This is a genomic window from Kitasatospora sp. NPDC017646, from assembly GCF_044329365.1.
Classification (GTDB): domain Bacteria; phylum Actinomycetota; class Actinomycetes; order Streptomycetales; family Streptomycetaceae; genus Kitasatospora.
The window spans coordinates 141,042-161,635 of sequence record NZ_JBIRJC010000013.1 but is presented as its reverse complement, the minus strand read 5'-3'; the positions used below and the strand labels follow the sequence as shown (position 1 = coordinate 161,635).

The window sequence follows — 20,594 nt, the reverse complement described above, 5'->3', positions numbered from 1 at the left end:
GCGTGCCGGTGCACGCGCCCCCTCCGGTCGGTCCTGCGTGGCCGCTACCGCTCGTTGAGCGAGTCCGTGTAGGCCTTGCACGCCTCGTACGTCGGGAGCAGACCGGACGCGATGGCCTCCTTGAGGGAGGGCGCCGCCGCGTCGCGGGCGGACAGCTGCGGAGCCTCGGCGGGCCACTCGATGCCCAGGTCCGGGTCCAGCGGGTGCACGCCGTGCTCGCCGGTCGGGTTGTACGTCGCCGAGCAGAGGTAGGTCAGCGTGGCGTCGTCGGTGAGCGCGCAGAAGCCGTGGCCGAGCCCCTCGGGGATGTAGACGGCCTTGCGCTCGGTGTCGTCCAGGCGCACGCCCTCCCAGCGGCCGAACGTCGGCGAGCCGACCCTCAGGTCCACGATGACGTCCAGCACCGCGCCGCGGGTGCAGGCCACGTACTTGGCCTGGCCGGGCGGGACGTCGGCGAAGTGGATGCCACGCACGACGTCCTTGGCGGAGAGCGACAGGTTGGCCTGCGCCAGGTTCAGCGGGTGCCCGACCGCGTCGGCGAGCAGGTCGAAGCGGTACCACTCGGTGAAGTGGCCGCGCGGGTCGCCGTGCACCTGCGGGGTGATCTCGAAGGCGCCCTCGATGGAGAGCTCACGGAACTTCACCGGGCCGCCTCCTCCTCGAGCAGCGCGAGCAGGTACTGGCCGTAGCCACTCTTCAGCAGCGGCTCGGCGAGGTCGCGCAGCTGTGCGTCGTCGATCAGGCCGGCCCGCCAGACCGCCTCCTCGATGCAACCGATCTTGAAGCCCTGGCGCTCCTCGATGACCCGGACGAACTCCGACGCCTGCACCATCGAGACGAAGGTGCCGGTGTCCAGCCAAGCGGTGCCGCGGTCGAGGATGGTCACGTGAAGGTCGCCGGAAGCGAGGTAGGCCTCGTTGACGGCGGTGATCTCCAGCTCGCCGCGGGCGCTCGGCTTCAGGCCGCGGGCGATCTCGACCACCCGGTTGTCGTAGAAGTACAGGCCGGGGACGGCGTACCGGGACTTGGGCTCGGTCGGCTTCTCCTCGATGGAGATGACCTGGCCGTCCTCGTCGAACTCGACCACGCCGTACGCCGTCGGGTCGGCCACCGGGTACGCGAACACCCGCCCGCCCTTGGTGTCGGTGTGCTCCGAGAGTCGGGTGCCCAGACCGCTGCCGTGGAAGATGTTGTCGCCGAGGATCAGCGCCACGGGCTCGTCACCGATGAAGTCGGCAGCCAGCAGGAACGCCTGGGCGATGCCCTCGGGGCGCTCCTGGACGGCGTACTCCAGGCGGAGGCCGAACTGGGAGCCGTCGCCCAGCAGGCGCTCGAACTGGTCCCTGTCGTTGGGGGTCGTGATGATCAGGATCTCGCTGATCCCCGCCATCACCAGGGTCGAGAGGGGGTAGTAGATCATCGGCTTGTCGAAGACCGGGAGGAGCTGCTTCGACACCGCTCGGGTCAGCGGCCAGAGCCGCGAGCCGGTGCCGCCGGCCAGAAGGATTCCACGCATGGAGTGCACCCTATTCGAGTCCGGAGGGGCGGGTGAGGCCTGGGTCGGCGGGTCTCCGACGCGCCGGTAGACTACGGCGCATTATGCGCATCCTCGTGACCGGCGGTGCCGGCTTCATCGGTTCTGAATTCGTCCGCCAGCTCTTGGGCGCCGACTCCACTGACCAGATCACGGTCTTCGACAAGCTCACCTACTCGGGCGTCGAGGCCAACCTGGCTCCGGTGGCGGGTCACAGCGGCTACTCATTCGTCCGGGGTGACATCTGCGACGCCGACGCCGTCGACCAGGTGATGCCCGGGCACGACGTCGTCGTGCACTTCGCGGCCGAGTCCCACGTGGACCGGTCGATCGCGGGCGCCGGCCCGTTCGTGCTGACCAACGTCGTGGGCACCCAGGTCCTGCTGGACGCCGCCCGCAAGCACGGCGTGGGCCGCTTCGTGCACGTCTCCACCGACGAGGTGTACGGCTCGATCAGCGAGGGCTCGTGGACCGAGACCTGGCCGCTGGCCCCGAACTCCCCGTACTCGGCCTCCAAGGCCGGCTCCGACCTGCTCGCGCTGGCCTACCACCGCACCCACGGCATGGACGTCGTGGTGACCCGCTGCTCCAACAACTACGGTCACTACCAGTTCCCCGAGAAGGTCATCCCGCTCTTCACCACCAACCTGATCGACGGCAAGAAGGTCCCGCTGTACGGCGACGGCGGCAACATCCGTGACTGGCTGCACGTCTCGGACCACTGCCGTGGCATCGAGCTGGTCATGCGCGGTGGCCGCTCCGGCGAGGTGTACAACATCGGCGGCGGCACCGAGGTCACCAACAAGGAGCTGACCGGCCTGCTGCTGGAGGCCGCCGGAGCCGGCTGGGACATGGTCGAGCACGTGGAGGACCGCAAGGGCCACGACCTGCGCTACTCCCTGGACATCAGCAAGATCCGCGAGGAACTGGGCTACGAGCCGCAGGTCCGCTTCGAGGACGGCCTCGCCGCGACCATCGCCTGGTACCGCGAGAACCGCGCGTGGTGGGAGCCGCTGAAGCAGAAGGCGGCGCTGCAGAAGTGAGCGACACCTCCTCGGGCCGGGTCCGCTGGCTCGTCACCGGCGCCGCCGGCATGCTCGGCCAGGACCTGTTGACGGTCCTGGCCGGCGATTCGACGGCCGAAGTGACCGCCCTCGGCCGCGGCGACCTCGACATCACCGACGCGGAGGCCGTGCTGGCCGCCGTGGAGGGCCACGACATCGTGGTGAACTGCGCCGCCTGGACCGCGGTCGACGCGGCCGAGACCGAGGAGGAGGCCGCCACCGCCGTGAACGGCACGGGTGTGCGCCACCTCGCCACCGCCTGCGCCAAGACCGGCGCCCGGCTGCTCCAGGTGTCGACCGACTACGTGCTGCCCGGGGACGCCACCGAGCCGTACGCCGAAACCGCGCCGACCGGCCCGGTCAACGCGTACGGCCGCGGCAAGCTGGTCGGCGAGCAGGCCGTGGCGGAGCTGCTCCCGCAGCACGGCTACGTGGTGCGCACCGCCTGGCTGTACGGCGAGCACGGCAAGAACTTCGTCGCCACCATGCTGCGGCTCGCCGCCCAGCGGGAGACGCTGGACGTCGTCGACGACCAGCAGGGCCAGCCGACCTGGTCGCTGGCCCTGGCCCGGCAGCTCGTCGAGCTCGGCACCGCCGCGCTCGCCGGGCGCGCCCCGGCCGGGGTCTACCACGGCACGGCGGCCGGCCGGACGACCTGGTGCGGACTGGCGCGCGAGGCCTACCGACTGAGCGGTCTCGCCCCGGAGCGGATCCGTCCGACCACCTCCGCGGCGTACGTCACGCCCGCCGCCCGGCCCGCGTTCAGCGTGCTGGGCCACGACCGGTGGGCCGCGGCGGGCCTCAGCCCGCAGCCGGACTGGCGCGAGCAGCTCGCCGAGGCGCTCGGCACCCCCGTGTTCACCGAGCTGGCCGTCAAGGCCCGGACACCCGAGAGCGACAGAACGCAGTGAGGAATCCGCTGACCAAGGTGGCCGCCGCGCTGCCGCCGGGAACCCTGGCGGTGGCGGGCGGCACCGTCGTGCTCGGCGCGGCTTCGTACATCCACCTCGGCGTGGCGGGCCACAGCCTCTCCGTCGACGACATGGCGAACGTGTCCCTGCTGTGGACCATCGTGATGTCCGTCGGCATCGGCGTCTTCTTCCCGATCGAACAGGAGCTGACCCGGATCGTCGCGGCCCGCGCCGCGCTCGGCCACGGTGCCGCTCCGGTGCTGCGCCGTGCCACCCTGCTGACGGGCGGGATCCTCGCCGCGGTGCTGCTGGTGCTCGGGATCGGGGCGCGGCCGATCGCCGACGCCATGTTCCACGGGGACCGCTCGCTGGTGCTGGCACTGGGCGGCGCCTTCCTCGGCATGGCGGTCTGCTACCTCACCCGCGGCGTCCTGGCAGGCCTCGGCCGGTTCGGTGCGTACGGCACCCAGCTCGGCATCGACGGCGGCCTGCGGATCGGGCTCGCCGCGGGCGCCGCGGTCGGCGGCGTGCACTCGGCGCTGGCGTTCAGCCTGATCCTGGCCGTCGCGCCGGTCGCGGCCACCCTGCTGACCCTGCCGCCGCTGTTCCGGGCCGTCCGGCCCGGCCCGCGGGTGCCGTGGTCGGAGCTCTGCTCCGGGCTCGGCCTGTTGATCTGCTCGACCCTGCTCTCCCAGGTCGTGGTGAACGCCGCCGTGGTGAGCACCAAGCTGCTCGCTCCCTCGAACTCCGCCCTGATCGCCGCCCTGCTCAACGCACTGGTGCTGGCCCGGGTCCCGCTGTTCGTCTTCGGATCGCTCCAGGCCTCGCTGCTGAGCGGGCTGTCCTCGGCGATCGCGGTCGGCGACCGGGCGGCTTTCACCGGTATGCTCCGCCGGATCGGCCTCGTGGTCGGTGGGCTCGGAGTGCTCGGCGGCATCCCGGCGGTGGCACTCGGCCCCTGGCTGATCCAGGTGCTCTTCGGCGCCAAGCCGGTGCTCGGCTGCCTCGACTTCTTCTGGATGTCCGCCGGCACCGTGGCGTACATGTTCGCGATGGTGCTCGGTCAGGCGCTGATGGTATTCAAGCGTCACAACCTGCAGCTGCTCTGCTGGGCGGTCGGGACCGCGCTCCTCGCCGGCGTCACCTTCCTGCCCGGCGACGTGGCCACCCGCGTGGTGGTGGCCTACACGGCCGGGTCGGTGGTCACCGTGCTCGGTATGCTGGCTGCACTCAGGCGCAGCTTCCCCGGTTCGACGGCGACCGATACCGCGCGGAGCACATCGGAGCAGGCCGTACCCTCCGCAAGTGCCGGGGCGGTCGGCGAATGACCGCACCGTCCAGCAACACACAGATTGCCGCGCACGAGCGCGGGAGACACCTCGAACATGGAGCCCCCGTGTCCCAGTACGACGACGTCTGGCTGGTGATCCCGGCCTACAACGAAGGTCAGGTGATCGCCGACGTTGTGGAGGGAGCGCGCAAGACGTTCCCGAACATCGTTGTGGTCGATGACGGCAGCGCGGACGACTCCGCCAAGCACATCATGACGACGGGCGCCCACCTGGTGCGGCACCCGGTCAACCTCGGTCAGGGCGCCGCGCTGCAGACCGGCCTCGCCTACGCGCTCGCCCAGCCCGGGGCCCAGTACTTCGCCACCTTCGACGCGGACGGTCAGCACCAGACGGCCGACGTCGAGAAGATGGTCGCCCTCCTCCGCACGGGCGAGGCCGACGTGGTCCTCGGTTCGCGCTTCATCGAGCAGAACGGCCAGGTGCCGTGGATCAAGCGTGTGGTGCTGAGGACCGCCGCGACGGTCAGCCCGACGGCGCGCAAGCTCAAGCTCACCGACTCGCACAACGGCCTGCGCGTGCTCAACCGCGAGGCCGCGAGCCGGATCCGCATCACCATGAACGGCATGGCCCACGCCTCGGAGATCGTCAGTTTCCTGGCCGGCGCTGAGCTCCGGGTGGCCGAACTCCCGGTGGACATCCTCTACACCGACTACTCACGCGCCAAGGGTCAGTCCCTGATCAACGGCGTCAACATCATCTTCGACATCTCGCTTCGGGAGCGTGGCCGCCGATGAACTACTTCTGGATCCAGCTGGTGCTGATCGTGGGTGCGGTCACCCTCGCGTTCATGTTCATCCGGCGCTGGGACGCGGCGAACACCCGGGCCTGGAAGCGCATCGCGTTCTCCGTCTTCGTGATCGCGAACATCTACGCGATCCTGCGTCCGAGTGATGTCACCTGGGTGGCCCACAAGCTCGGCGTCGGCCGCGGCACCGACCTGGTGCTGTACGTCATGGTCCTGGCCATGGGCTTCCTGACCCTGAACACCTTCCTGCGGTTCCGCTCGCTGGAGAAGAAGCTCACCGACCTGGCCCGCACCGTCGCGATCAACGAGGGCGCCCGGCTGAACGGGGAGCGCTTCGACCTGGACCTGCCGGTCTCCGCCCCGGTGAAGAGCGACGGAGTCTGAGCCACATGGCCACCTTCGAGTTCATGCTGCCGTACTACGGCGACGTGGCGTTGATGCAGGCCGCCGTGCGCAGCATCCTGGGACAGACCGACCCGGATCTCCGGCTGACCGTCATCGACGACGGCAAGGAGCCGGACGTCCCGGGCTGGTTCGCCGAGCTCGGCGACGAGCGGGTCCGGTACCTGCGCAACGAGCAGAACCTGGGGATCACCAAGAACTTCCAGAAGTGCGTGGAGCTGTCCACCGCGGACCACGTCGTGATCATGGGCTGCGACGACCTGCTGCACCCGCACTACCTGGAGACCGTCCGGGCGATCCTGGCGGCCAACCCCGGCCTGGGCATGGTGCAGCCGGGCGTCGAGGTGATCGACGGTGACGGCGTGGTCAGCTCGGGCCTGGCCGACAACGTGAAGGGCAAGCTGTACGCCCCGACCGTCAAGGGCCGGCGCCTGATGGGCGGCGAGGAACTCGCGGCCAGCGTGCTGCGCGGCAACTGGCTCTACTTCCCGTCGATCTGCTGGCGCGGTGACGCCCTGCGGGCGGTCAACTTCCGTGACGAGTACTCGGTGATCCAGGACCTGGCGCTGGTGGTCGACCTGCTGGAGCGGGGCGAGTCGATGATGATCGACAACACCACGGTGGTCTTCCAGTACCGGCGCCACGCCGTCAGCGAGTCATCGGTGCAGGCGTTCTCCGGCACCCGTTTCACCGAGGCGGAACGCTACTTCAACGCGGTGGCCGAGCGGATGGACGCCCGCGGCTGGCCCAAGGCCGCCCGCGCGGCCCGGGTCCGCAGCGCCTCCCGCTTCCACGCGCTCACGATGCTCCCCGGCGCCCTGCGCCGCGGCCAGACGGCCGGTGTCAAGGTGCTGGCCAAGCACGCGTTCACCGCGGGTCAGCGCCACTGACGCGCGGGCCCCGCGCGAATGAAGGAGCCCGGCCCCCTGCTCAGCAGGGGGCCGGGCTCCTTCATTCGCGGCCGGTCAGCCCGCGGACAGGGTCGTCAGCACGCTGCGGAGGGCGCCGGAGGCCTTCGGGCGGACGGGGAACGGGTCGTTCGGCGAGCAGCCCAGCGTGCCCTGGTCCGGGCCCTGGACGAGCCGGCCGGACAGGTCGCCAGGCTTGGAGCACTTGTTGTTCGGCGCGTACTTGGAGCAGTGCCCGTTGAGGCTCTCGGTCGTCTGCGACGCCAGGGCGAGGTGGCCGGTGTCGGTCTGGGTGGTGGGCATGAAGCGGTCGGCGGTGGCGGAGCCGGCCATCCCGTACAGCAGGCCGAGGGCGCAGAGCGCCCCCGTGGCGACCGCGCGCGGGGTCAGCCGGGGGAACGCGCGGACGGGCGCGGCCCCGCCGGCCGCGTCGCGCCGGGCGCCGTACCGCTGGGCGGCCAGGTAGCCGGCGAGGCCGACGAGCACGAGCGTGCAGTACAGCAGCTGGGCGCTGGTGCGGGGGTAGAGCATGACCGCCTGGTCCCGCTCCATGTGGGAGGCGTACCAGTACCGCATGAGCAGGGCGCTGGCCGCGCAGGCGGCGGTGACCAGGACGGAGGCGCGGTTGATGCCGAGCGCCAGGGCGAAACCGAGGCCGGCGAGCAGGACGACGGAGAACAGCCCGACCCCGCCCAGCTCACCGGGGATCGGCCAGGTGCTCCAGGCGTCGGTGCCGGGGAGGTCGTCCCGCCACATCGCGAAGTACGTCGGTTCGACGTAGGTGTCGAAGTAGCAGTACCGGTCGACGGTGGATCCGGCCGAGCCGAGCATCCGCACCAGGTAGCTGCCGGCCACCGCGAGGAAGACCGCGGTGGTCACCGCGAGGGTCGTCGCGGCCGTGACCAGCGCCCGGGTCCCGCCGTCCTTCCGGACCCGGACGAGGACCAGTGCGGTCAGCGCGACCACGCCGAGCGCCGACCAGACGAACCAGCCGGAGTAGAGGACGAACAGCAGGCCGATGACCAGGCCGAGGCCGGCGCCCTGCCACGCGGCGCGGCGGCGGGGGAGTTCCTTGGAGCGCTGGAGCAGCTGGACGAGTTTGCCGAGGACCGGCACCAGCGCGACCAGGACCAGGGTGGTGTACGGCTTGTAGGGCTGCATCATCGGCAGCGACGCGGTGACACCGACGCCCAGCGCCCACAGCGGCGGCAGCAGCAGTCGCCACGCCAGGTAGGCGACCGGGCCCAGCAGCCCGGTGAAGAGCAGGGAGAGCAGCTTCATCGCGTAGCCGACGTCGCCCCCGGTGAAGGCCTCGGCGGTCCAGGCGACCAGGTGCGGGAACACCGGGGGGTAGGCGCCGTCGAGGGGCCTGCCGTGCATGAGGGCCCCGGCCCACGCCTGGAGCGTGCCGGAGTCGCCGCCCTGGGCGTACAGCGGCCAGAAGGTGTCGCGCAGGGCGAGTGAGACGCCGGCCGCCACGACGCCGGAGGCGAGCCCGGCGACGGCTGCCGCCGCGAACCGCAGCGGGGCCTCCGGCCAGCGGCGCATCGCGGGGAGGCAGACCACCAGGACGAGGCCGAGCAGGAGCACCAGCTGGAGCTGCAGTGCGGCCAGGCCGCTGACCTGGCCGATCCGGGACATCGGGTCGAGGTGGACGAACCGTGCTAGGGCGGTCATCAGCAGGCTGGCGCCCAGGGCGACCAGGCCTTCGAGGACCCACAGCAGGAAGCCGTTGCGGGCCGGTCTGCTCGACCCCGGCGGCCGTACGGGACCTCGTATGTGGTCGGTGGGGAGAGCCGCGGTCTGGAGGCTGGTCACTGCGTGGTCCTTCGGGGCCGGGCCGTGGATGGTGGGCGAACTGTCCGAGCGCCCGGTTCCGGTCGCTCAACTGCTCGACCGATTCTGCCAGGGGGGCGGTAACCCGTTTGCTCCCGGATCGGACACACGTGCGGATATCCGATGCGGGTGATGCTCGACCGTGATCAAACCGTTGGAAAGGGACCGACCGGGGCCGCAACAGCGCTGAATCCTTGGACAGCAGGGCCGTTGGCGCTCACCGGGGCGAGGTAGTGTCTCCAAGGCGCCGGGTGTCCGGACCAGCCCTGTGGAAGTCCGCAGTCCTACGGAAGTGAAGCGACATGACCGATCTGGCAACCGACCGGCTCAGCGGACCGGATGCGAGACCAGAAGCGGACGGCGGCGCCCGTTCCGTCGGCCAGGCGGCCGCTCACCGGTGGTTCGAGCAGCGCCGGGTGCTGGTGGCCGGGGAGATCCTCGTCAGCGTGGTGGCCGCGCTCGGCTTCACGCTGCTCTGCCGCCACATCAGCGTGAACCCGCTGAACCGGATCGGTCAGGTCAGCGGCCTGGCCAAGATCCAGCAGTACGTGGCGATCCTCGGGCTGCCGATCCTCGCGGTCCTGGTGTACACCGCCTACCGCGGCGGGCTGCGCCGGCACGGCATCGTCCAGCGGCTGGCCTGCGCCGCCCTGGCGGGCCTGGCGACCGGCGTGGTGGCCGGCGGCGTCGTGGTCGCGCTCCGTGGCACCCCGTGGCCGCTCGGCGGTCAGGAGGGGGACCCGAGCGTCCTGATCGACATGGCGACGTCGATGATGCACGGCAAGGGGATCTCCGGCGTCTACCCGCCGCTGTTCCCGGCCGCGATGGCGCTCTGGTCCGAGCTGCACTACGGCGGGGTCGGCGGCGCCGGCTTCGCCCTGCACGACCTCCAGATCGTCTGCAGCGCGCTGGTCGGGCCGATGAGCTACCTGGCCTGGCGGCTGATGCTGAGGCCGTTCTGGGCGCTGGCCATCGCGGTGCCGTCCGCGCTCGTCTTCCTCGACCCGATCCGCCCGTACAGCCACGTCACGATGATCGTCCTGCTGCCGCTGCTGGCGGCCTGCCTGCGCGAGCTGCGCCGGGCGGGAGAGCTGTCGACCCGCTCGCTGTGGCTGCGCGGCCTCGGGTTCGGGGCTGTGTTCGGGATCCTCTTCCTCTGGTACTCGGGCTGGTACCTCTGGGCGGCACCGGGCGTCTTCCTGCTGACCCTGTTCCTCTTCCCCTGGCGCGCCGGCCGGCGGACCATCCGCCGTGCCCTGCTGTTCGTGGGGGTCGTGCTGGCCACCGCCGGGGCGATCGGTTCGCCGCTGCTCTACAACATCGTCAGGCTGGGGGCGGACACCCCGGACCGGTACGCCTACATCGCCACCTACGTCGACCCCGCCTACGTGCTGGGCTGGATGTCCGACCGCAACGGCACCTCGACCTACCACAACTGGCCGCAGGCGGGTGAGCTGGCCGGCCAGACCGGATTCGCGGTCATGCTGATCGTCGCGGTCGGCATCGGGGTGGGCCTGGGCCTGCGCAACCTGATGGTCCGGCTCGCCGCCGCGGTGCTGGCCGGTGCCTGGCTGATGCGGTTCTGGTTCGCCTCGCACATGGCGCACTCCCAGATGATCCAGCTCTACCCGCGGACCACCTGGATCATCATGTACTGCCTGCTGATCCTCGCGGTCGTCGGGCTGATGACCGGCCTGGAGCGCGGCGTCGGCTGGCTGGGGCGGCTGTTCCGTTCCAGCGGCCGCGCCCCCTCCGCGGGGCCGGTGATCCCGCACCGGGTGGTCAAGCAGCTGACGGCCGGCCTGATCTGCGCCCTGGCGCTGTTCGCGACCATGGGCGCCTCCTGGTCGGTGGACCGCTACATGCCGCAGCCGGAGTCCAGCAACAGCATGGGCCTGGACGCCTGGCGGGCGCACACGATCAAGAAGAAGGACGGCACCTGCCCGAAGTTCTCTCCGGTGGCGAAGTGCGCGGATCCGATCACCAAGGACTGGAAGCCGAACCCCGACACGCGCTTCATCTGGTGCGCCAACGTGACCACCGAGGACTGGCCGACGGTCTGCGGCCGGCAGGCCCCCTGGCTGACCGGCGAGAAGAAGTAATCCGCAGCAGCGGCGGTCGGGGCCGGTGAGGTACGCCTCACCGGCCCCGATTGGCATCCGGACTGCTCCATGTGGCAGTATGTCCAAGTTGCTCGGTTGAGTGCCGATGCTGCGCGCCTCCCGCCGGGAGGACTGGAAGCGAGTCCCATGTACTCGTCGTTCCCGTGATGGCCGTCAAGCGTGAGTTCTACGCCACGGCAGCTGCGGGGCGAAAGTACGGGAATCTTCCGGGAAGCGTGTGCGGGGCCTCGACCCGGCTGCCCCCCACCCCGAAAGTTCGAAACCGACGAAGTACTTCGCCGGTTTTTTGCAAGCGCGAGTGCGACACGCCCGAGCGCGGGGGTCGGAGGGGGGTCGTGAAGTGACTAAGGACAAAGGACTACTGAGTAGCCATGGCGGGACAGAAGATCCGCATCCGGCTCAAGGCCTACGACCACGAGGTCATCGACTCCTCGGCGAAGAAGATCGTCGAGACGGTGATCCGTACTGGTGCGCAGGTCGCGGGCCCGGTGCCGCTGCCCACTGAGAAGAACGTGTACTGCGTCATCCGCTCGCCGCACAAGTACAAGGACTCGCGCGAGCACTTCGAGATGCGTACTCACAAGCGTCTGATCGACATCCTCGACCCCACGCCGAAGACGGTTGACTCGCTCATGCGTCTCGACCTGCCGGCCGGCGTCGACATCGAGATCAAGCTCTGAGAGGCGCACCGAAGATGGCTAAGCAGATTAAGGGCATCCTGGGCGAGAAGCTCGGCATGACCCAGGTCTGGGACGAGAACAACCGGGTCGTCCCGGTGACCGTCGTCAAGGCCGGGCCGAATGTCGTGACCCAGGTCCACACCGCCGACAGCCCGGCCGGCTACAGCGCCGTCCAGCTCGGCTTCGGCGAGATCGACCCCCGCAAGGTGAACAAGCCCCTCGCGGGCCACTTCGCCAAGGCCGGTGTCACCCCGCGCCGCCACCTGGTCGAGATCCGTACCTCGGACGCGTCCGAGTACACCCTGGGCCAGGAGATCACCGCCGAGCTGTTCGAGGCGGGTGTCAAGGTCGACGTGACCGGCACCTCCAAGGGCAAGGGCTTCGCCGGTGTCATGAAGCGTCACAACTTCAAGGGTCTCGGCGCCGGTCACGGCACCCAGCGCAAGCACCGCTCGCCCGGTTCCATCGGTGGCTGCGCCACCCCGGGCCGTGTGTTCAAGGGCCTGCGCATGGCCGGTCGGATGGGCCACGAGCGTGTGACCACCCAGAACCTGACCGTGCACGCGGTCGACGCGGAGAAGGGTCTGCTGCTCATCAAGGGCGCCGTCCCGGGCCCGAACGGCGGCCTCGTCCTCGTCCGCACCGCGGCGAAGGGGCTGTGAAGGATATGAGCACCATTGACATCCTGTCGCCGGCTGGCGACAAGACCGGCAGCATCGAGCTGCCGGCCGAGATCTTCGACGCGAAGGTCAGCGTTCCGCTGATGCACCAGGTCGTCGTGGCGCAGCTCGCTGCGGCCCGTCAGGGCACCCACAAGACCAAGACTCGCGGCGAGGTCCGCGGTGGCGGCAAGAAGCCGTACCGCCAGAAGGGCACCGGCCGCGCCCGTCAGGGCTCGACCCGTGCGCCGCAGTTCGCCGGCGGTGGCGTCGTGCACGGTCCCGTGCCGCGCGACTACTCGCAGCGGACCCCGAAGAAGATGATCGCCGCCGCCCTGCGCGGTGCGCTCACCGACCGGGCCCGCCACAACCGCATTCACGTCGTCACCGGCGTGACCGCGACCGAGGCGCCGTCGACCAAGGCCGCCAAGGGCCTGTTCGGCAAGATCACCGACCGCAAGAACGTCCTCCTGGTCGTCGAGCGTTCGGACGAGCTGGGCCTCAAGTCCGCTCGCAACCTGCCGAACGTGCACATCCTGGACGCCGGTCAGCTGAACACCTACGACGTGCTCGTCTCCGACGATGTGGTCTTCACCCAGGCCGCCTTCGAGCGTTTCGTGGCCGGTCCGGCCGCGTCCGCCAAGGCCGTTGCCGCTGAGGGCGAGCTCGAAGGGAGCGCCGCCTGATGAGCGACGTTACGAGCAAGACGTTCACGGACCCCCGTGACGTCCTGGTGAAGCCGGTCATCTCCGAGAAGAGCTACTCGCTCCTCGACGAGAACAAGTACACGTTCATCGTGTCGCCGGGCGCCAACAAGACCCAGATCAAGCAGGCCGTCGAGGCGGTCTTCTCGGTCAAGGTCGAGGCTGTCAACACGATCAACCGTCAGGGCAAGCGCAAGCGCTCCAAGACGGGCTTTGGCAAGCGCAAGGACACCAAGCGCGCCATCGTGACGCTGGCCGAGGGCAACCGCATCGACATCTTCGGTGGTCCGGTCTCCTGAATCAGGAGATCGTGATCGTCGATTAGGACGAGGACGAGAGAGCCAAATGGGCATCCGCAAGTACAAGCCGACTACGCCGGGCCGTCGTGGCTCCAGCGTGGCCGACTTCGTAGAAATCACGCGGTCCACCCCGGAGAAGTCGCTGGTTCGCCCCCTGCACAGCAAGGGCGGCCGCAACAACGCCGGTCGTGTCACCGCTCGCCACCAGGGTGGCGGTCACAAGCGCGCCTACCGCGTGATCGACTTCCGTCGTCACGACAAGGACGGCGTGCCGGCCAAGGTCGCGCACATCGAGTACGACCCGAACCGCACCGCGCGCATCGCGCTCCTGCACTACGCGGACGGCGAGAAGCGCTACATCATCGCGCCGCGCGGCATCGCGCAGGGTGACCGGATCGAGAACGGCGCTGGCGCCGACATCAAGCCGGGCAACAACCTGCCGCTGCGCAACATCCCGGTCGGTACCACCATCCACGCGGTGGAGCTGCGTCCCGGTGGCGGTGCCAAGCTGGCCCGCTCCGCCGGTTCCGGCATCCAGCTGCTCGCCCGTGAGGGGCGCATGGCGCACCTGCGCATGCCCTCCGGTGAGATCCGCCTGGTGGACGCGCGCTGCCGCGCCACCGTCGGCGAGGTCGGCAACGCCGAGCAGTCGAACATCAACTGGGGCAAGGCCGGCCGCATGCGCTGGAAGGGCGTCCGCCCGACCGTGCGTGGTGTCGCCATGAACCCGATCGACCACCCGCACGGTGGTGGTGAGGGTAAGACCTCCGGTGGTCGCCACCCGGTCTCGCCGTGGGGTAAGCCCGAGGGCCGTACCCGTCGCCCGAACAAGGCGTCGGACAAGCTCATCGTGCGCCGCCGCAAGACCAACAAGAAGCGCTAGGAGCAGGTCAGATGCCGCGCAGTCTCAAGAAGGGCCCCTTCATCGACGGCCACCTCATCAAGAAGGTGGACGCTCAGAACGAGGCGGGTACCCAGAACGTCATCAAGACCTGGTCCCGTCGTTCCGTGATCTCCCCGAGCATGCTCGGCCACACGATCGCGGTTCACGATGGCCGTAAGCACGTCCCGGTGTTCGTCACCGAGTCGATGGTCGGCCACAAGCTCGGCGAGTTCGCTCCGACCCGCACCTTCCGCGGCCACGTCAAGGAAGACCGGAAGTCGAAGCGTCGCTAAGCCTGAGCTTGCGCGCCAAAAAGACTCAATGACTTACTCCATTAAGGGGACAACCATGGAAGCCAGGGCACAGGCGCGGTACATCCGCGTGACGCCCATGAAGGCCCGCCGCGTGGTGGACCTCATCCGTGGCATGAATGCCACGGAGGCCCAGGCCGTCCTGCGTTTCGCTCCGCAGGCAGCCACCGTGCCGGTCGGCAAGGTGCTCGACAGCGCCATCGCCAACGCCGCGCACAACTACAACCACTCCAACGTGGACGACCTCTACATCTCCGAGGCGTACGTTGACGAGGGTCCGACCCTGAAGCGGTTCCGCCCGCGTGCCCAGGGCCGTGCCTACCGGATCCGCAAGCGGACCAGCCACATCACCGTGGTCGTCAGCAGCAAGGAAGGGACCCGGTAATGGGCCAGAAGGTTAACCCGCACGGGTTCCGCCTCGGCATCAGCACGGACTTCAAGTCCCGCTGGTACGCCGACAAGCTGTACAAGGACTACGTCAAGGAAGACGTTGCCATTCGTCGCATGATGACGAAGGGCATGGAGCGCGCCGGCATCTCCAAGGTCGAGATCGAGCGCACCCGCGACCGCGTCCGCGTCGACATCCACACCGCCCGCCCCGGCATCGTCATCGGTCGCCGTGGCACCGAGGCCGACCGCATCCGCGGCGACCTCGAGAAGCTGACCGGCAAGCAGGTCCAGCTGAACATCCTCGAGGTCAAGAACCCCGAGCTGGACGCCCAGCTCGTGGCTCAGGGCGTCGCGGAGCAGCTGTCCTCCCGCGTCTCCTTCCGTCGTGCCATGCGCAAGTCGATGCAGGGCACCATGAAGTCCGGCGCCAAGGGCATCAAGGTCCAGTGCTCCGGTCGTCTCGGCGGCGCCGAGATGAGCCGTTCGGAGTTCTACCGCGAGGGTCGCGTGCCGCTGCACACCCTGCGTGCGAACGTCGACTACGGCTTCTTCGAGGCCAAGACCACCTTCGGCCGCATCGGCGTGAAGGTCTGGATCTACAAGGGCGACGTCAAGAACATCGCCGAGGTCCGCGCTGAGAACGCCGCTGCCCGCTCGGGCAACCGCCCGGCCCGTCCCGAGGGTGGTCGTCCCGCCCGCGGTGGCGAGCGCCGTGGTGGCGAGCGCGGTGGCCGTGGCCGTCGTCCCGCCGCTGCCGAGGCCCCCGCGGCTCCGGCCGTCGAGACTCCGGCTGCTGAGAACACCGGAACGGAGGCCTGACCCCAATGCTGATCCCCCGTCGGGTCAAGCACCGCAAGCAGCACCACCCGAAGCGCCGTGGCGCTTCCAAGGGTGGCACCGAGCTGGCGTTCGGCCAGTTCGGCATCCAGGCCGTGACCCCGGCCTACGTGACGAACCGTCAGATCGAGTCCGCTCGTATCGCGATCACCCGTCACATCCGTCGTGGCGGCAAGGTCTGGATCAACATCTACCCGGACCGCCCGCTCACCAAGAAGCCGGCCGAGACCCGCATGGGTTCCGGTAAGGGTTCGCCGGAGTGGTGGATCGCGAACGTGCACCCGGGTCGGGTCATGTTCGAGCTGTCGTACCCGAACGAGAAGGTTGCTCGCGAGGCGCTCACCCGCGCCGCGCACAAGCTGCCGATGAAGTGCCGGATCGTCCGGCGCGAGGACGGTGAGAGCTGATGTCGGCCGCTACCAAGGCTGCTGAGCTTCGCTCGCTGGACAACGAGGGTCTCGTTGCCAAGCTGCGCGAGGCCAAGGAGGAGCTGTTCAACCTCCGCTTCCAGGCGGCGACCGGGCAGCTCGACAACCACGGACGGCTCAAGCTCGTCCGCAAGGACATCGCGCGGATCTACACCCTGATGCGCGAGCGCGAGCTGGGCATCGAGACGGTGGAGAACGCCTGATGACTGAGAACACCAACGAGACGCGCGGTTTCCGCAAGACCCGTGAGGGTCTCGTCGTCAGCGACAAGATGGACAAGACCGTCGTCGTCGCCGTCGAGGACCGCGTCAAGCACGCTCTGTACGGCAAGGTCATCCGCCGTACGAACAAGCTGAAGGCGCACGACGAGCAGAACGCGTGCGGCGTGGGCGACCGGGTCCTCCTCGCGGAGACCCGCCCGCTGTCCGCGACGAAGCGCTGGCGCGTCGTCGAGATCCTCGAGAAGGCCAAGTAACGAAGCCGATGTGGTACGGCCGTATGTGCACCGGGTCCCAGGACGCCGGTGTGAGCAGCGGCCGGCCCGTCGACTCTCGTTGACGATCAGGAGAAAGCTGTGATCCAGCAGGAGTCGCGACTGCGTGTTGCCGACAACACTGGTGCCAAGGAGATCCTTTGCATCCGTGTTCTCGGTGGCTCCGGTCGCCGCTACGCCGGAATCGGGGACGTCATCGTCGCGACCGTCAAGGACGCGATCCCCGGTGGTTCGGTGAAGAAGGGTGACGTCGTCAAGTGCGTCGTCGTCCGCACCGTCAAGGAGCGTCGTCGTCCGGATGGCTCGTACATCCGCTTCGACGAGAACGCCGCTGTCGTGCTGAAGAACACCGAGGGTGACCCCCGTGGCACCCGCATCTTCGGCCCGGTCGGCCGCGAGCTGCGCGACAAGAAGTTCATGAAGATCATCTCGCTGGCGCCGGAGGTGCTCTAACCCATGGCGAACAGCATGAAGATCAAGAAGGGTGACCTGGTCCAGGTCATCACCGGCAAGGACAAGGGCAAGCAGGGCAAGGTCATCCAGGCCATGCCGGCTGAGAACAAGGTCCTGGTCGAGGGTGTCAACCGGGTCAAGAAGCACACCAAGCCCGGTCCGGGTACCCAGGGTGGCATCGTGACCGTCGAGGCCCCGGTGCACGTCTCCAACGTCCAGCTGGTCGTGGAGAAGGACGGCAAGAAGGTCGTCACCCGCGTCGGCTACCGCTTCGACGACCAGGGCAACAAGATCCGCGTTGCCAAGCGGACCGGTGAGGACATCTGATGTCTGAGACGACTGTTGAGAAGGTGGCCCCCCGCCTCAAGGAGCGTTACAACTCCGAGATCAAGGGCCAGCTGCAGGAGCAGTTCTCGTACGAGAACGTCATGCTGATCCCCGGCCTGGTCAAGGTCGTGGTCAACATGGGTGTCGGCGAGGCCGCCCGTGACAGCAAGCTGATCGAGGGCGCGATCCGCGACCTGACCGCGATCACCGGTCAGAAGCCGGCCGTGACCAAGGCTCGCAAGTCCATCGCGCAGTTCAAGCTGCGCGAGGGCCAGCCGATCGGCACCCACGTCACCCTCCGCGGTGACCGCATGTGGGAGTTCCTGGACCGTCTGGTTTCGCTGGCCCTGCCGCGAATCCGTGACTTCCGTGGTCTCTCCCCGAAGCAGTTCGACGGCCGTGGCAACTACACCTTCGGTCTGACCGAGCAGGTTATGTTCCACGAGATCGACCAGGACAAGGTCGACCGTCAGCGCGGTATGGACATCACCGTCGTGACCACCGCTCAGACCGACGACGAGGGCCGGGCGCTCCTGCGCGCTCTGGGCTTCCCGTTCAAGGAGGCGTGAGCCAATGGCGAAGAAGTCCCTCATCGCGAAGTCCGAGCGCAAGCCGAAGTTCGGCGTCCGGGCCTACACCCGGTGCCAGCGCTGCGGCCGTCCGCACTCGGTGTACCGCAAGTTCGGCCTCTGCCGTGTCTGCCTCCGTGAGATGGCGCACCGCGGCGAGCTGCCGGGCGTGACCAAGAGCTCCTGGTAGTCCTCTCCCCGTAGAGGGCCAGAACTCTAGGCACACAGCCAGCGAAGCAGAGGTGCCCGATCCCACACGGCCCGTTTTTGGGCTGCCGTACGGATTCCCGTAAGGTAGTGGGGTCGGGCCCCCTGCCACGGCTTCCCCATGGACGTCCGTGGCCCTCTTCAGGGAGGGCTCGCACCCAGTCTTACTACGTCGCAGGTCCCCTGCGCTTGTGCCCCTGACGAACTCGCGAGAGTGCGGAAGGGGGACCTGGCGCGGAGAAACCACGGCGAGAGAGGCCTGAGGCCATCATGACCATGACCGACCCCATCGCAGACATGCTCACGCGTCTGCGTAACGCGAACTCGGCGTACCACGACTCCGTGGCGATGCCGGCGAGCAAGATCAAGGCGCACGTCGCCCAGATCCTGCAGCAGGAGGGTTACATCTCCTCCTACAAGGTTGAGGAGCCCGCTGAGGGCGAGGTCGGCAAGAAGCTGACCATCGAGCTCAAGTTCGGCCCCAACCGTGAGCGCTCCATTGCCGGCATCAAGCGCATCAGCAAGCCGGGTCTGCGCGTTTACGCAAAGTCCACCAACCTGCCGAAGGTGCTCGGCGGCCTGGGCGTGGCGATCATCTCCACGTCGTCCGGCCTCCTGACCGACAAGCAGGCCGCCAAGAAGGGCGTAGGCGGAGAAGTTCTCGCCTACGTCTGGTAATTCGGGAAACGGAGGTACAGCAATGTCGCGCATTGGACGGCTGCCCATCCAGGTCCCCGCTGGCGTGGACGTCACCATCGATGGCCAGACGGTCGCGGTGAAGGGCCCCAAGGGTTCCCTCACCCACGTTGTCGCTGAGCCGATCGAGATCGGCAAGGGCGAGGACGGCACCGTGCTCGTCACCCGCCCGAACGACGAGCGTCGCTCGAAGGCCCTCCACGGCCTGACCCGCACGCTGGTGGCGAACATGATCACCGGCGTGACCGCGGGCTACCGCAAGTCGCTGGAGATCAGCGGTGTCGGCTACCGAGTCACGGCGAAGGGCTCCGACATGGAGTTCGCGCTGGGCTACAGCCACCCGATCCTGATCACCGCGCCGGAGGGCATCTCCTTCGTCGTCGAGTCGCCCACCAAGTTCCACGTGGACGGCATCGACAAGCAGAAGGTCGGCGAGATCGCCGCGAACATCCGCAAGCTGCGCAAGCCCGACCCGTACAAGGCCAAGGGTGTCAAGTACGCGGGCGAGGTCATCCGCCGCAAGGTCGGAAAGAGTGGTAAGTAAGCGATGAGTGTCTCTGTCAAGATCGGCAAGGGCAACGCCTACAAGAGCGCCGCTCGCAAGCGCCGCGCGATCCGCGTTCGCAAGCGCGTCGTCGGCACCGAGGTGCGTCCGCGTCTCGTCGTGACGCGCTCGAACCGTCACATGGTCGCCCAGGTCATCGACGACGCCAAGGGTCACACCCTGGCGTCGGCGTCCACCCTCGACGTGTCCATCAAGGGCGCCGAGGGCGACAAGACCGAGCTGGCCAAGAAGGTCGGGAGCCTGGTCGCCGAGCGCGCCAAGGCCGCCGGCATCGAGTCGGTCGTCTTCGACCGCGCGGGCAACCGGTACGCCGGCCGCATCGCCGCCCTGGCGGACGCGGCCCGCGAGGCCGGGCTCGACTTCTAAGCCGCTCGTCGACTCTGTCGACGGACGTAAACGAGAGAGGTAATTCCAATGGCTGGACCCCAGCGCCGCGAAGGCGGCGCCGGTCGCGGCACGGGTGGCGAGCGGCGCGACCGTAAGCGTGACGGTCAGGGCAACGCCCAGGCTGTCGAGAAGACCGCTTACGTCGAGCGCGTCGTCGCGATCAACCGTGTCGCCAAGGTTGTCAAGGGTGGCCGTCGCTTCAGCTTCACCGCGCTCGTCGTGGTGGGCGATGGCGAGGGCACCGTGGGTGTCGGTTACGGCAAGGCGAAGGAGGTTCCGGCCGCCATCGCCAAGGGTGTTGAGGAGGCCAAGAAGAACTTCTTCCGCGTCCCCCGTATCCAGGGCACCATCCCCCACCCGGTTCAGGGTGAGAAGGCCGCCGGCGTCGTGCTGCTGAAGCCCGCCGCCCCCGGTACCGGTGTTATCGCCGGTGGTCCGGTGCGTGCCGTCCTGGAGTGCGCCGGCATCCACGACATCCTGTCGAAGTCGCTCGGCTCGGACAACGCGATCAACATCGTGCACGCCACCGTGGCTGCTCTGAAGGGCCTCGTCCGCCCCGAGGAGATCGCCGCCCGTCGTGGCCTGCCGCTGGAGGACGTGGCCCCCGCCGCTCTGCTGCGGGCGCGTGCTGCTGGGGTGAGCGCCTGATGGCTCGCCTGAAGATCACGCAGACCAAGTCGTACATCGGCAGCAAGCAGAACCACCGTGACACCCTGCGTTCGCTCGGTCTCAAGCGCATGCACGACGTCGTGGTGAAGGAGGACCGTCCCGAGATCCGCGGGATGGCCCACACGGTCCGTCACCTGGTGACGGTTGAGGAGGTGGACTGAT

30 protein-coding genes are annotated in these 20,594 nt (G+C 68.8%); 27 read left to right on the top strand and 3 right to left on the bottom strand.

The window, feature by feature from the left end; all coding sequences use genetic code 11:
- Positions 1 to 44: 44 nt before the first annotated feature.
- Complete coding sequence (rfbC, locus tag ACH4J0_RS21895) at positions 45 to 644, bottom strand: dTDP-4-dehydrorhamnose 3,5-epimerase (RefSeq protein WP_396242183.1); 600 nt, start codon at positions 642 to 644, stop codon at positions 45 to 47.
- Positions 641 to 1,516 carry a glucose-1-phosphate thymidylyltransferase RfbA gene (rfbA, locus tag ACH4J0_RS21890; RefSeq protein ID WP_396242182.1) on the bottom strand — a complete coding sequence of 292 codons (876 nt, stop codon included), beginning with the start codon at positions 1,514 to 1,516 and terminating at the stop codon, positions 641 to 643. The genes rfbC and rfbA overlap by 4 nt, the downstream gene beginning before the upstream one ends.
- Before the next feature lie 83 nt (positions 1,517 to 1,599).
- Between rfbA and rfbB the strand changes: the two genes are divergently transcribed.
- From rfbB to ACH4J0_RS21860, 6 genes are all read left to right on the top strand, one after another.
- The gene (gene rfbB, locus ACH4J0_RS21885; RefSeq protein WP_396242181.1) at positions 1,600 to 2,577 is read left to right on the top strand and encodes a dTDP-glucose 4,6-dehydratase; all 978 of its coding nucleotides are present in this window, start codon (positions 1,600 to 1,602) and stop codon (positions 2,575 to 2,577) included.
- On the top strand, positions 2,574 to 3,509 hold the full coding sequence (gene rfbD / locus ACH4J0_RS21880) for a dTDP-4-dehydrorhamnose reductase (protein WP_396242180.1): 936 nt from the start codon (positions 2,574 to 2,576) through the stop codon (positions 3,507 to 3,509). The genes rfbB and rfbD overlap by 4 nt, the downstream gene beginning before the upstream one ends.
- Complete coding sequence (locus tag ACH4J0_RS21875) at positions 3,506 to 4,837, top strand: lipopolysaccharide biosynthesis protein (protein WP_396242179.1); 1,332 nt, start codon at positions 3,506 to 3,508, stop codon at positions 4,835 to 4,837. Before rfbD ends, ACH4J0_RS21875 begins: the two co-directional genes overlap by 4 nt.
- A 68-nt stretch (positions 4,838 to 4,905) precedes the next feature.
- Positions 4,906 to 5,595, top strand: a complete 690-nt coding sequence (locus tag ACH4J0_RS21870) for a glycosyltransferase family 2 protein (protein WP_396242178.1) — start codon at positions 4,906 to 4,908, stop codon at positions 5,593 to 5,595.
- Positions 5,592 to 5,990 carry a DUF2304 domain-containing protein gene (locus ACH4J0_RS21865; protein ID WP_396242177.1) on the top strand — a complete coding sequence of 133 codons (399 nt, stop codon included), beginning with the start codon at positions 5,592 to 5,594 and terminating at the stop codon, positions 5,988 to 5,990. The genes ACH4J0_RS21870 and ACH4J0_RS21865 overlap by 4 nt, the downstream gene beginning before the upstream one ends.
- Positions 5,991 to 5,995: 5 nt before the next feature.
- A complete protein-coding gene (locus ACH4J0_RS21860) occupies positions 5,996 to 6,898 on the top strand; it encodes a glycosyltransferase family 2 protein (protein WP_396242176.1) in 903 nt (300 codons plus the stop codon).
- A 75-nt stretch (positions 6,899 to 6,973) separates the two neighbouring features.
- On the opposite strand, the gene ACH4J0_RS21855 is transcribed toward ACH4J0_RS21860, so the two are convergent.
- A complete protein-coding gene (locus ACH4J0_RS21855; protein ID WP_396242175.1) occupies positions 6,974 to 8,734 on the bottom strand; it encodes a hypothetical protein in 1,761 nt (586 codons plus the stop codon).
- Positions 8,735 to 9,054: 320 nt separating this feature from the next.
- Here ACH4J0_RS21855 and ACH4J0_RS21850 point away from each other — a divergent pair, with 320 nt between their 5' ends.
- From ACH4J0_RS21850 to rpmD, 21 genes are all read left to right on the top strand, one after another.
- The gene (locus ACH4J0_RS21850) at positions 9,055 to 10,854 is read left to right on the top strand and encodes a hypothetical protein (protein ID WP_396242174.1); all 1,800 of its coding nucleotides are present in this window, start codon (positions 9,055 to 9,057) and stop codon (positions 10,852 to 10,854) included.
- A 392-nt stretch (positions 10,855 to 11,246) separates the two neighbouring features.
- Positions 11,247 to 11,555, top strand: coding sequence for a 30S ribosomal protein S10 (gene rpsJ / locus ACH4J0_RS21845; protein WP_012785157.1), 309 nt, complete (start codon positions 11,247 to 11,249; stop codon positions 11,553 to 11,555).
- A 14-nt stretch (positions 11,556 to 11,569) separates the two neighbouring features.
- Positions 11,570 to 12,217: a 50S ribosomal protein L3 gene (gene rplC / locus ACH4J0_RS21840; RefSeq protein ID WP_207810335.1), complete on the top strand. Its 648-nt coding sequence runs from the start codon at positions 11,570 to 11,572 to the stop codon at positions 12,215 to 12,217.
- Between the two features lie 5 nt (positions 12,218 to 12,222).
- Positions 12,223 to 12,900 (top strand): 50S ribosomal protein L4, encoded by a 678-nt coding sequence (gene rplD, locus ACH4J0_RS21835; protein WP_270146474.1) that lies wholly within the window; start codon positions 12,223 to 12,225, stop codon positions 12,898 to 12,900.
- The gene (gene rplW, locus ACH4J0_RS21830; protein ID WP_030280768.1) at positions 12,900 to 13,217 is read left to right on the top strand and encodes a 50S ribosomal protein L23; all 318 of its coding nucleotides are present in this window, start codon (positions 12,900 to 12,902) and stop codon (positions 13,215 to 13,217) included. Before rplD ends, rplW begins: the two co-directional genes overlap by 1 nt.
- Before the next feature lie 46 nt (positions 13,218 to 13,263).
- Positions 13,264 to 14,100, top strand: coding sequence for a 50S ribosomal protein L2 (rplB, locus tag ACH4J0_RS21825; RefSeq protein ID WP_030280770.1), 837 nt, complete (start codon positions 13,264 to 13,266; stop codon positions 14,098 to 14,100).
- A gap of 11 nt (positions 14,101 to 14,111) precedes the next feature.
- On the top strand, positions 14,112 to 14,393 hold the full coding sequence (gene rpsS, locus ACH4J0_RS21820) for a 30S ribosomal protein S19 (protein ID WP_030280772.1): 282 nt from the start codon (positions 14,112 to 14,114) through the stop codon (positions 14,391 to 14,393).
- Positions 14,394 to 14,448: 55 nt separating this feature from the next.
- Positions 14,449 to 14,796 carry a 50S ribosomal protein L22 gene (gene rplV / locus ACH4J0_RS21815; protein WP_030280773.1) on the top strand — a complete coding sequence of 116 codons (348 nt, stop codon included), beginning with the start codon at positions 14,449 to 14,451 and terminating at the stop codon, positions 14,794 to 14,796.
- Positions 14,796 to 15,620, top strand: a complete 825-nt coding sequence (rpsC, locus tag ACH4J0_RS21810) for a 30S ribosomal protein S3 (RefSeq protein WP_396242173.1) — start codon at positions 14,796 to 14,798, stop codon at positions 15,618 to 15,620. Before rplV ends, rpsC begins: the two co-directional genes overlap by 1 nt.
- A 5-nt stretch (positions 15,621 to 15,625) precedes the next feature.
- Positions 15,626 to 16,045 (top strand): 50S ribosomal protein L16, encoded by a 420-nt coding sequence (gene rplP, locus ACH4J0_RS21805; RefSeq protein WP_030300385.1) that lies wholly within the window; start codon positions 15,626 to 15,628, stop codon positions 16,043 to 16,045.
- The gene (gene rpmC / locus ACH4J0_RS21800) at positions 16,045 to 16,269 is read left to right on the top strand and encodes a 50S ribosomal protein L29 (protein WP_030232478.1); all 225 of its coding nucleotides are present in this window, start codon (positions 16,045 to 16,047) and stop codon (positions 16,267 to 16,269) included. The genes rplP and rpmC overlap by 1 nt, the downstream gene beginning before the upstream one ends.
- Positions 16,269 to 16,541 carry a 30S ribosomal protein S17 gene (rpsQ, locus tag ACH4J0_RS21795; RefSeq protein ID WP_030280777.1) on the top strand — a complete coding sequence of 91 codons (273 nt, stop codon included), beginning with the start codon at positions 16,269 to 16,271 and terminating at the stop codon, positions 16,539 to 16,541. Before rpmC ends, rpsQ begins: the two co-directional genes overlap by 1 nt.
- Positions 16,542 to 16,640: 99 nt before the next feature.
- Positions 16,641 to 17,012, top strand: a complete 372-nt coding sequence (gene rplN / locus ACH4J0_RS21790; RefSeq protein WP_030232481.1) for a 50S ribosomal protein L14 — start codon at positions 16,641 to 16,643, stop codon at positions 17,010 to 17,012.
- 15 nt (positions 17,013 to 17,027) lie between these two features.
- A complete protein-coding gene (gene rplX / locus ACH4J0_RS21785) occupies positions 17,028 to 17,339 on the top strand; it encodes a 50S ribosomal protein L24 (RefSeq protein WP_030263484.1) in 312 nt (103 codons plus the stop codon).
- Positions 17,339 to 17,908 carry a 50S ribosomal protein L5 gene (gene rplE, locus ACH4J0_RS21780; RefSeq protein WP_030280779.1) on the top strand — a complete coding sequence of 190 codons (570 nt, stop codon included), beginning with the start codon at positions 17,339 to 17,341 and terminating at the stop codon, positions 17,906 to 17,908. The genes rplX and rplE overlap by 1 nt, the downstream gene beginning before the upstream one ends.
- Before the next feature lie 4 nt (positions 17,909 to 17,912).
- Complete coding sequence (locus ACH4J0_RS21775) at positions 17,913 to 18,098, top strand: type Z 30S ribosomal protein S14 (RefSeq protein WP_030055830.1); 186 nt, start codon at positions 17,913 to 17,915, stop codon at positions 18,096 to 18,098.
- Between the two features lie 287 nt (positions 18,099 to 18,385).
- Positions 18,386 to 18,793: a 30S ribosomal protein S8 gene (rpsH, locus tag ACH4J0_RS21770; protein ID WP_030280781.1), complete on the top strand. Its 408-nt coding sequence runs from the start codon at positions 18,386 to 18,388 to the stop codon at positions 18,791 to 18,793.
- A gap of 22 nt (positions 18,794 to 18,815) precedes the next feature.
- The gene (gene rplF / locus ACH4J0_RS21765) at positions 18,816 to 19,355 is read left to right on the top strand and encodes a 50S ribosomal protein L6 (RefSeq protein ID WP_030280782.1); all 540 of its coding nucleotides are present in this window, start codon (positions 18,816 to 18,818) and stop codon (positions 19,353 to 19,355) included.
- A 3-nt stretch (positions 19,356 to 19,358) separates the two neighbouring features.
- Positions 19,359 to 19,742, top strand: coding sequence for a 50S ribosomal protein L18 (gene rplR / locus ACH4J0_RS21760; RefSeq protein WP_030280785.1), 384 nt, complete (start codon positions 19,359 to 19,361; stop codon positions 19,740 to 19,742).
- 48 nt (positions 19,743 to 19,790) lie between these two features.
- Positions 19,791 to 20,411 (top strand): 30S ribosomal protein S5, encoded by a 621-nt coding sequence (gene rpsE / locus ACH4J0_RS21755; protein ID WP_207810342.1) that lies wholly within the window; start codon positions 19,791 to 19,793, stop codon positions 20,409 to 20,411.
- Positions 20,411 to 20,593 carry a 50S ribosomal protein L30 gene (rpmD, locus tag ACH4J0_RS21750; RefSeq protein ID WP_030055835.1) on the top strand — a complete coding sequence of 61 codons (183 nt, stop codon included), beginning with the start codon at positions 20,411 to 20,413 and terminating at the stop codon, positions 20,591 to 20,593. Before rpsE ends, rpmD begins: the two co-directional genes overlap by 1 nt.
- The last annotated feature ends 1 nt before the right edge of the window (position 20,594 follow it).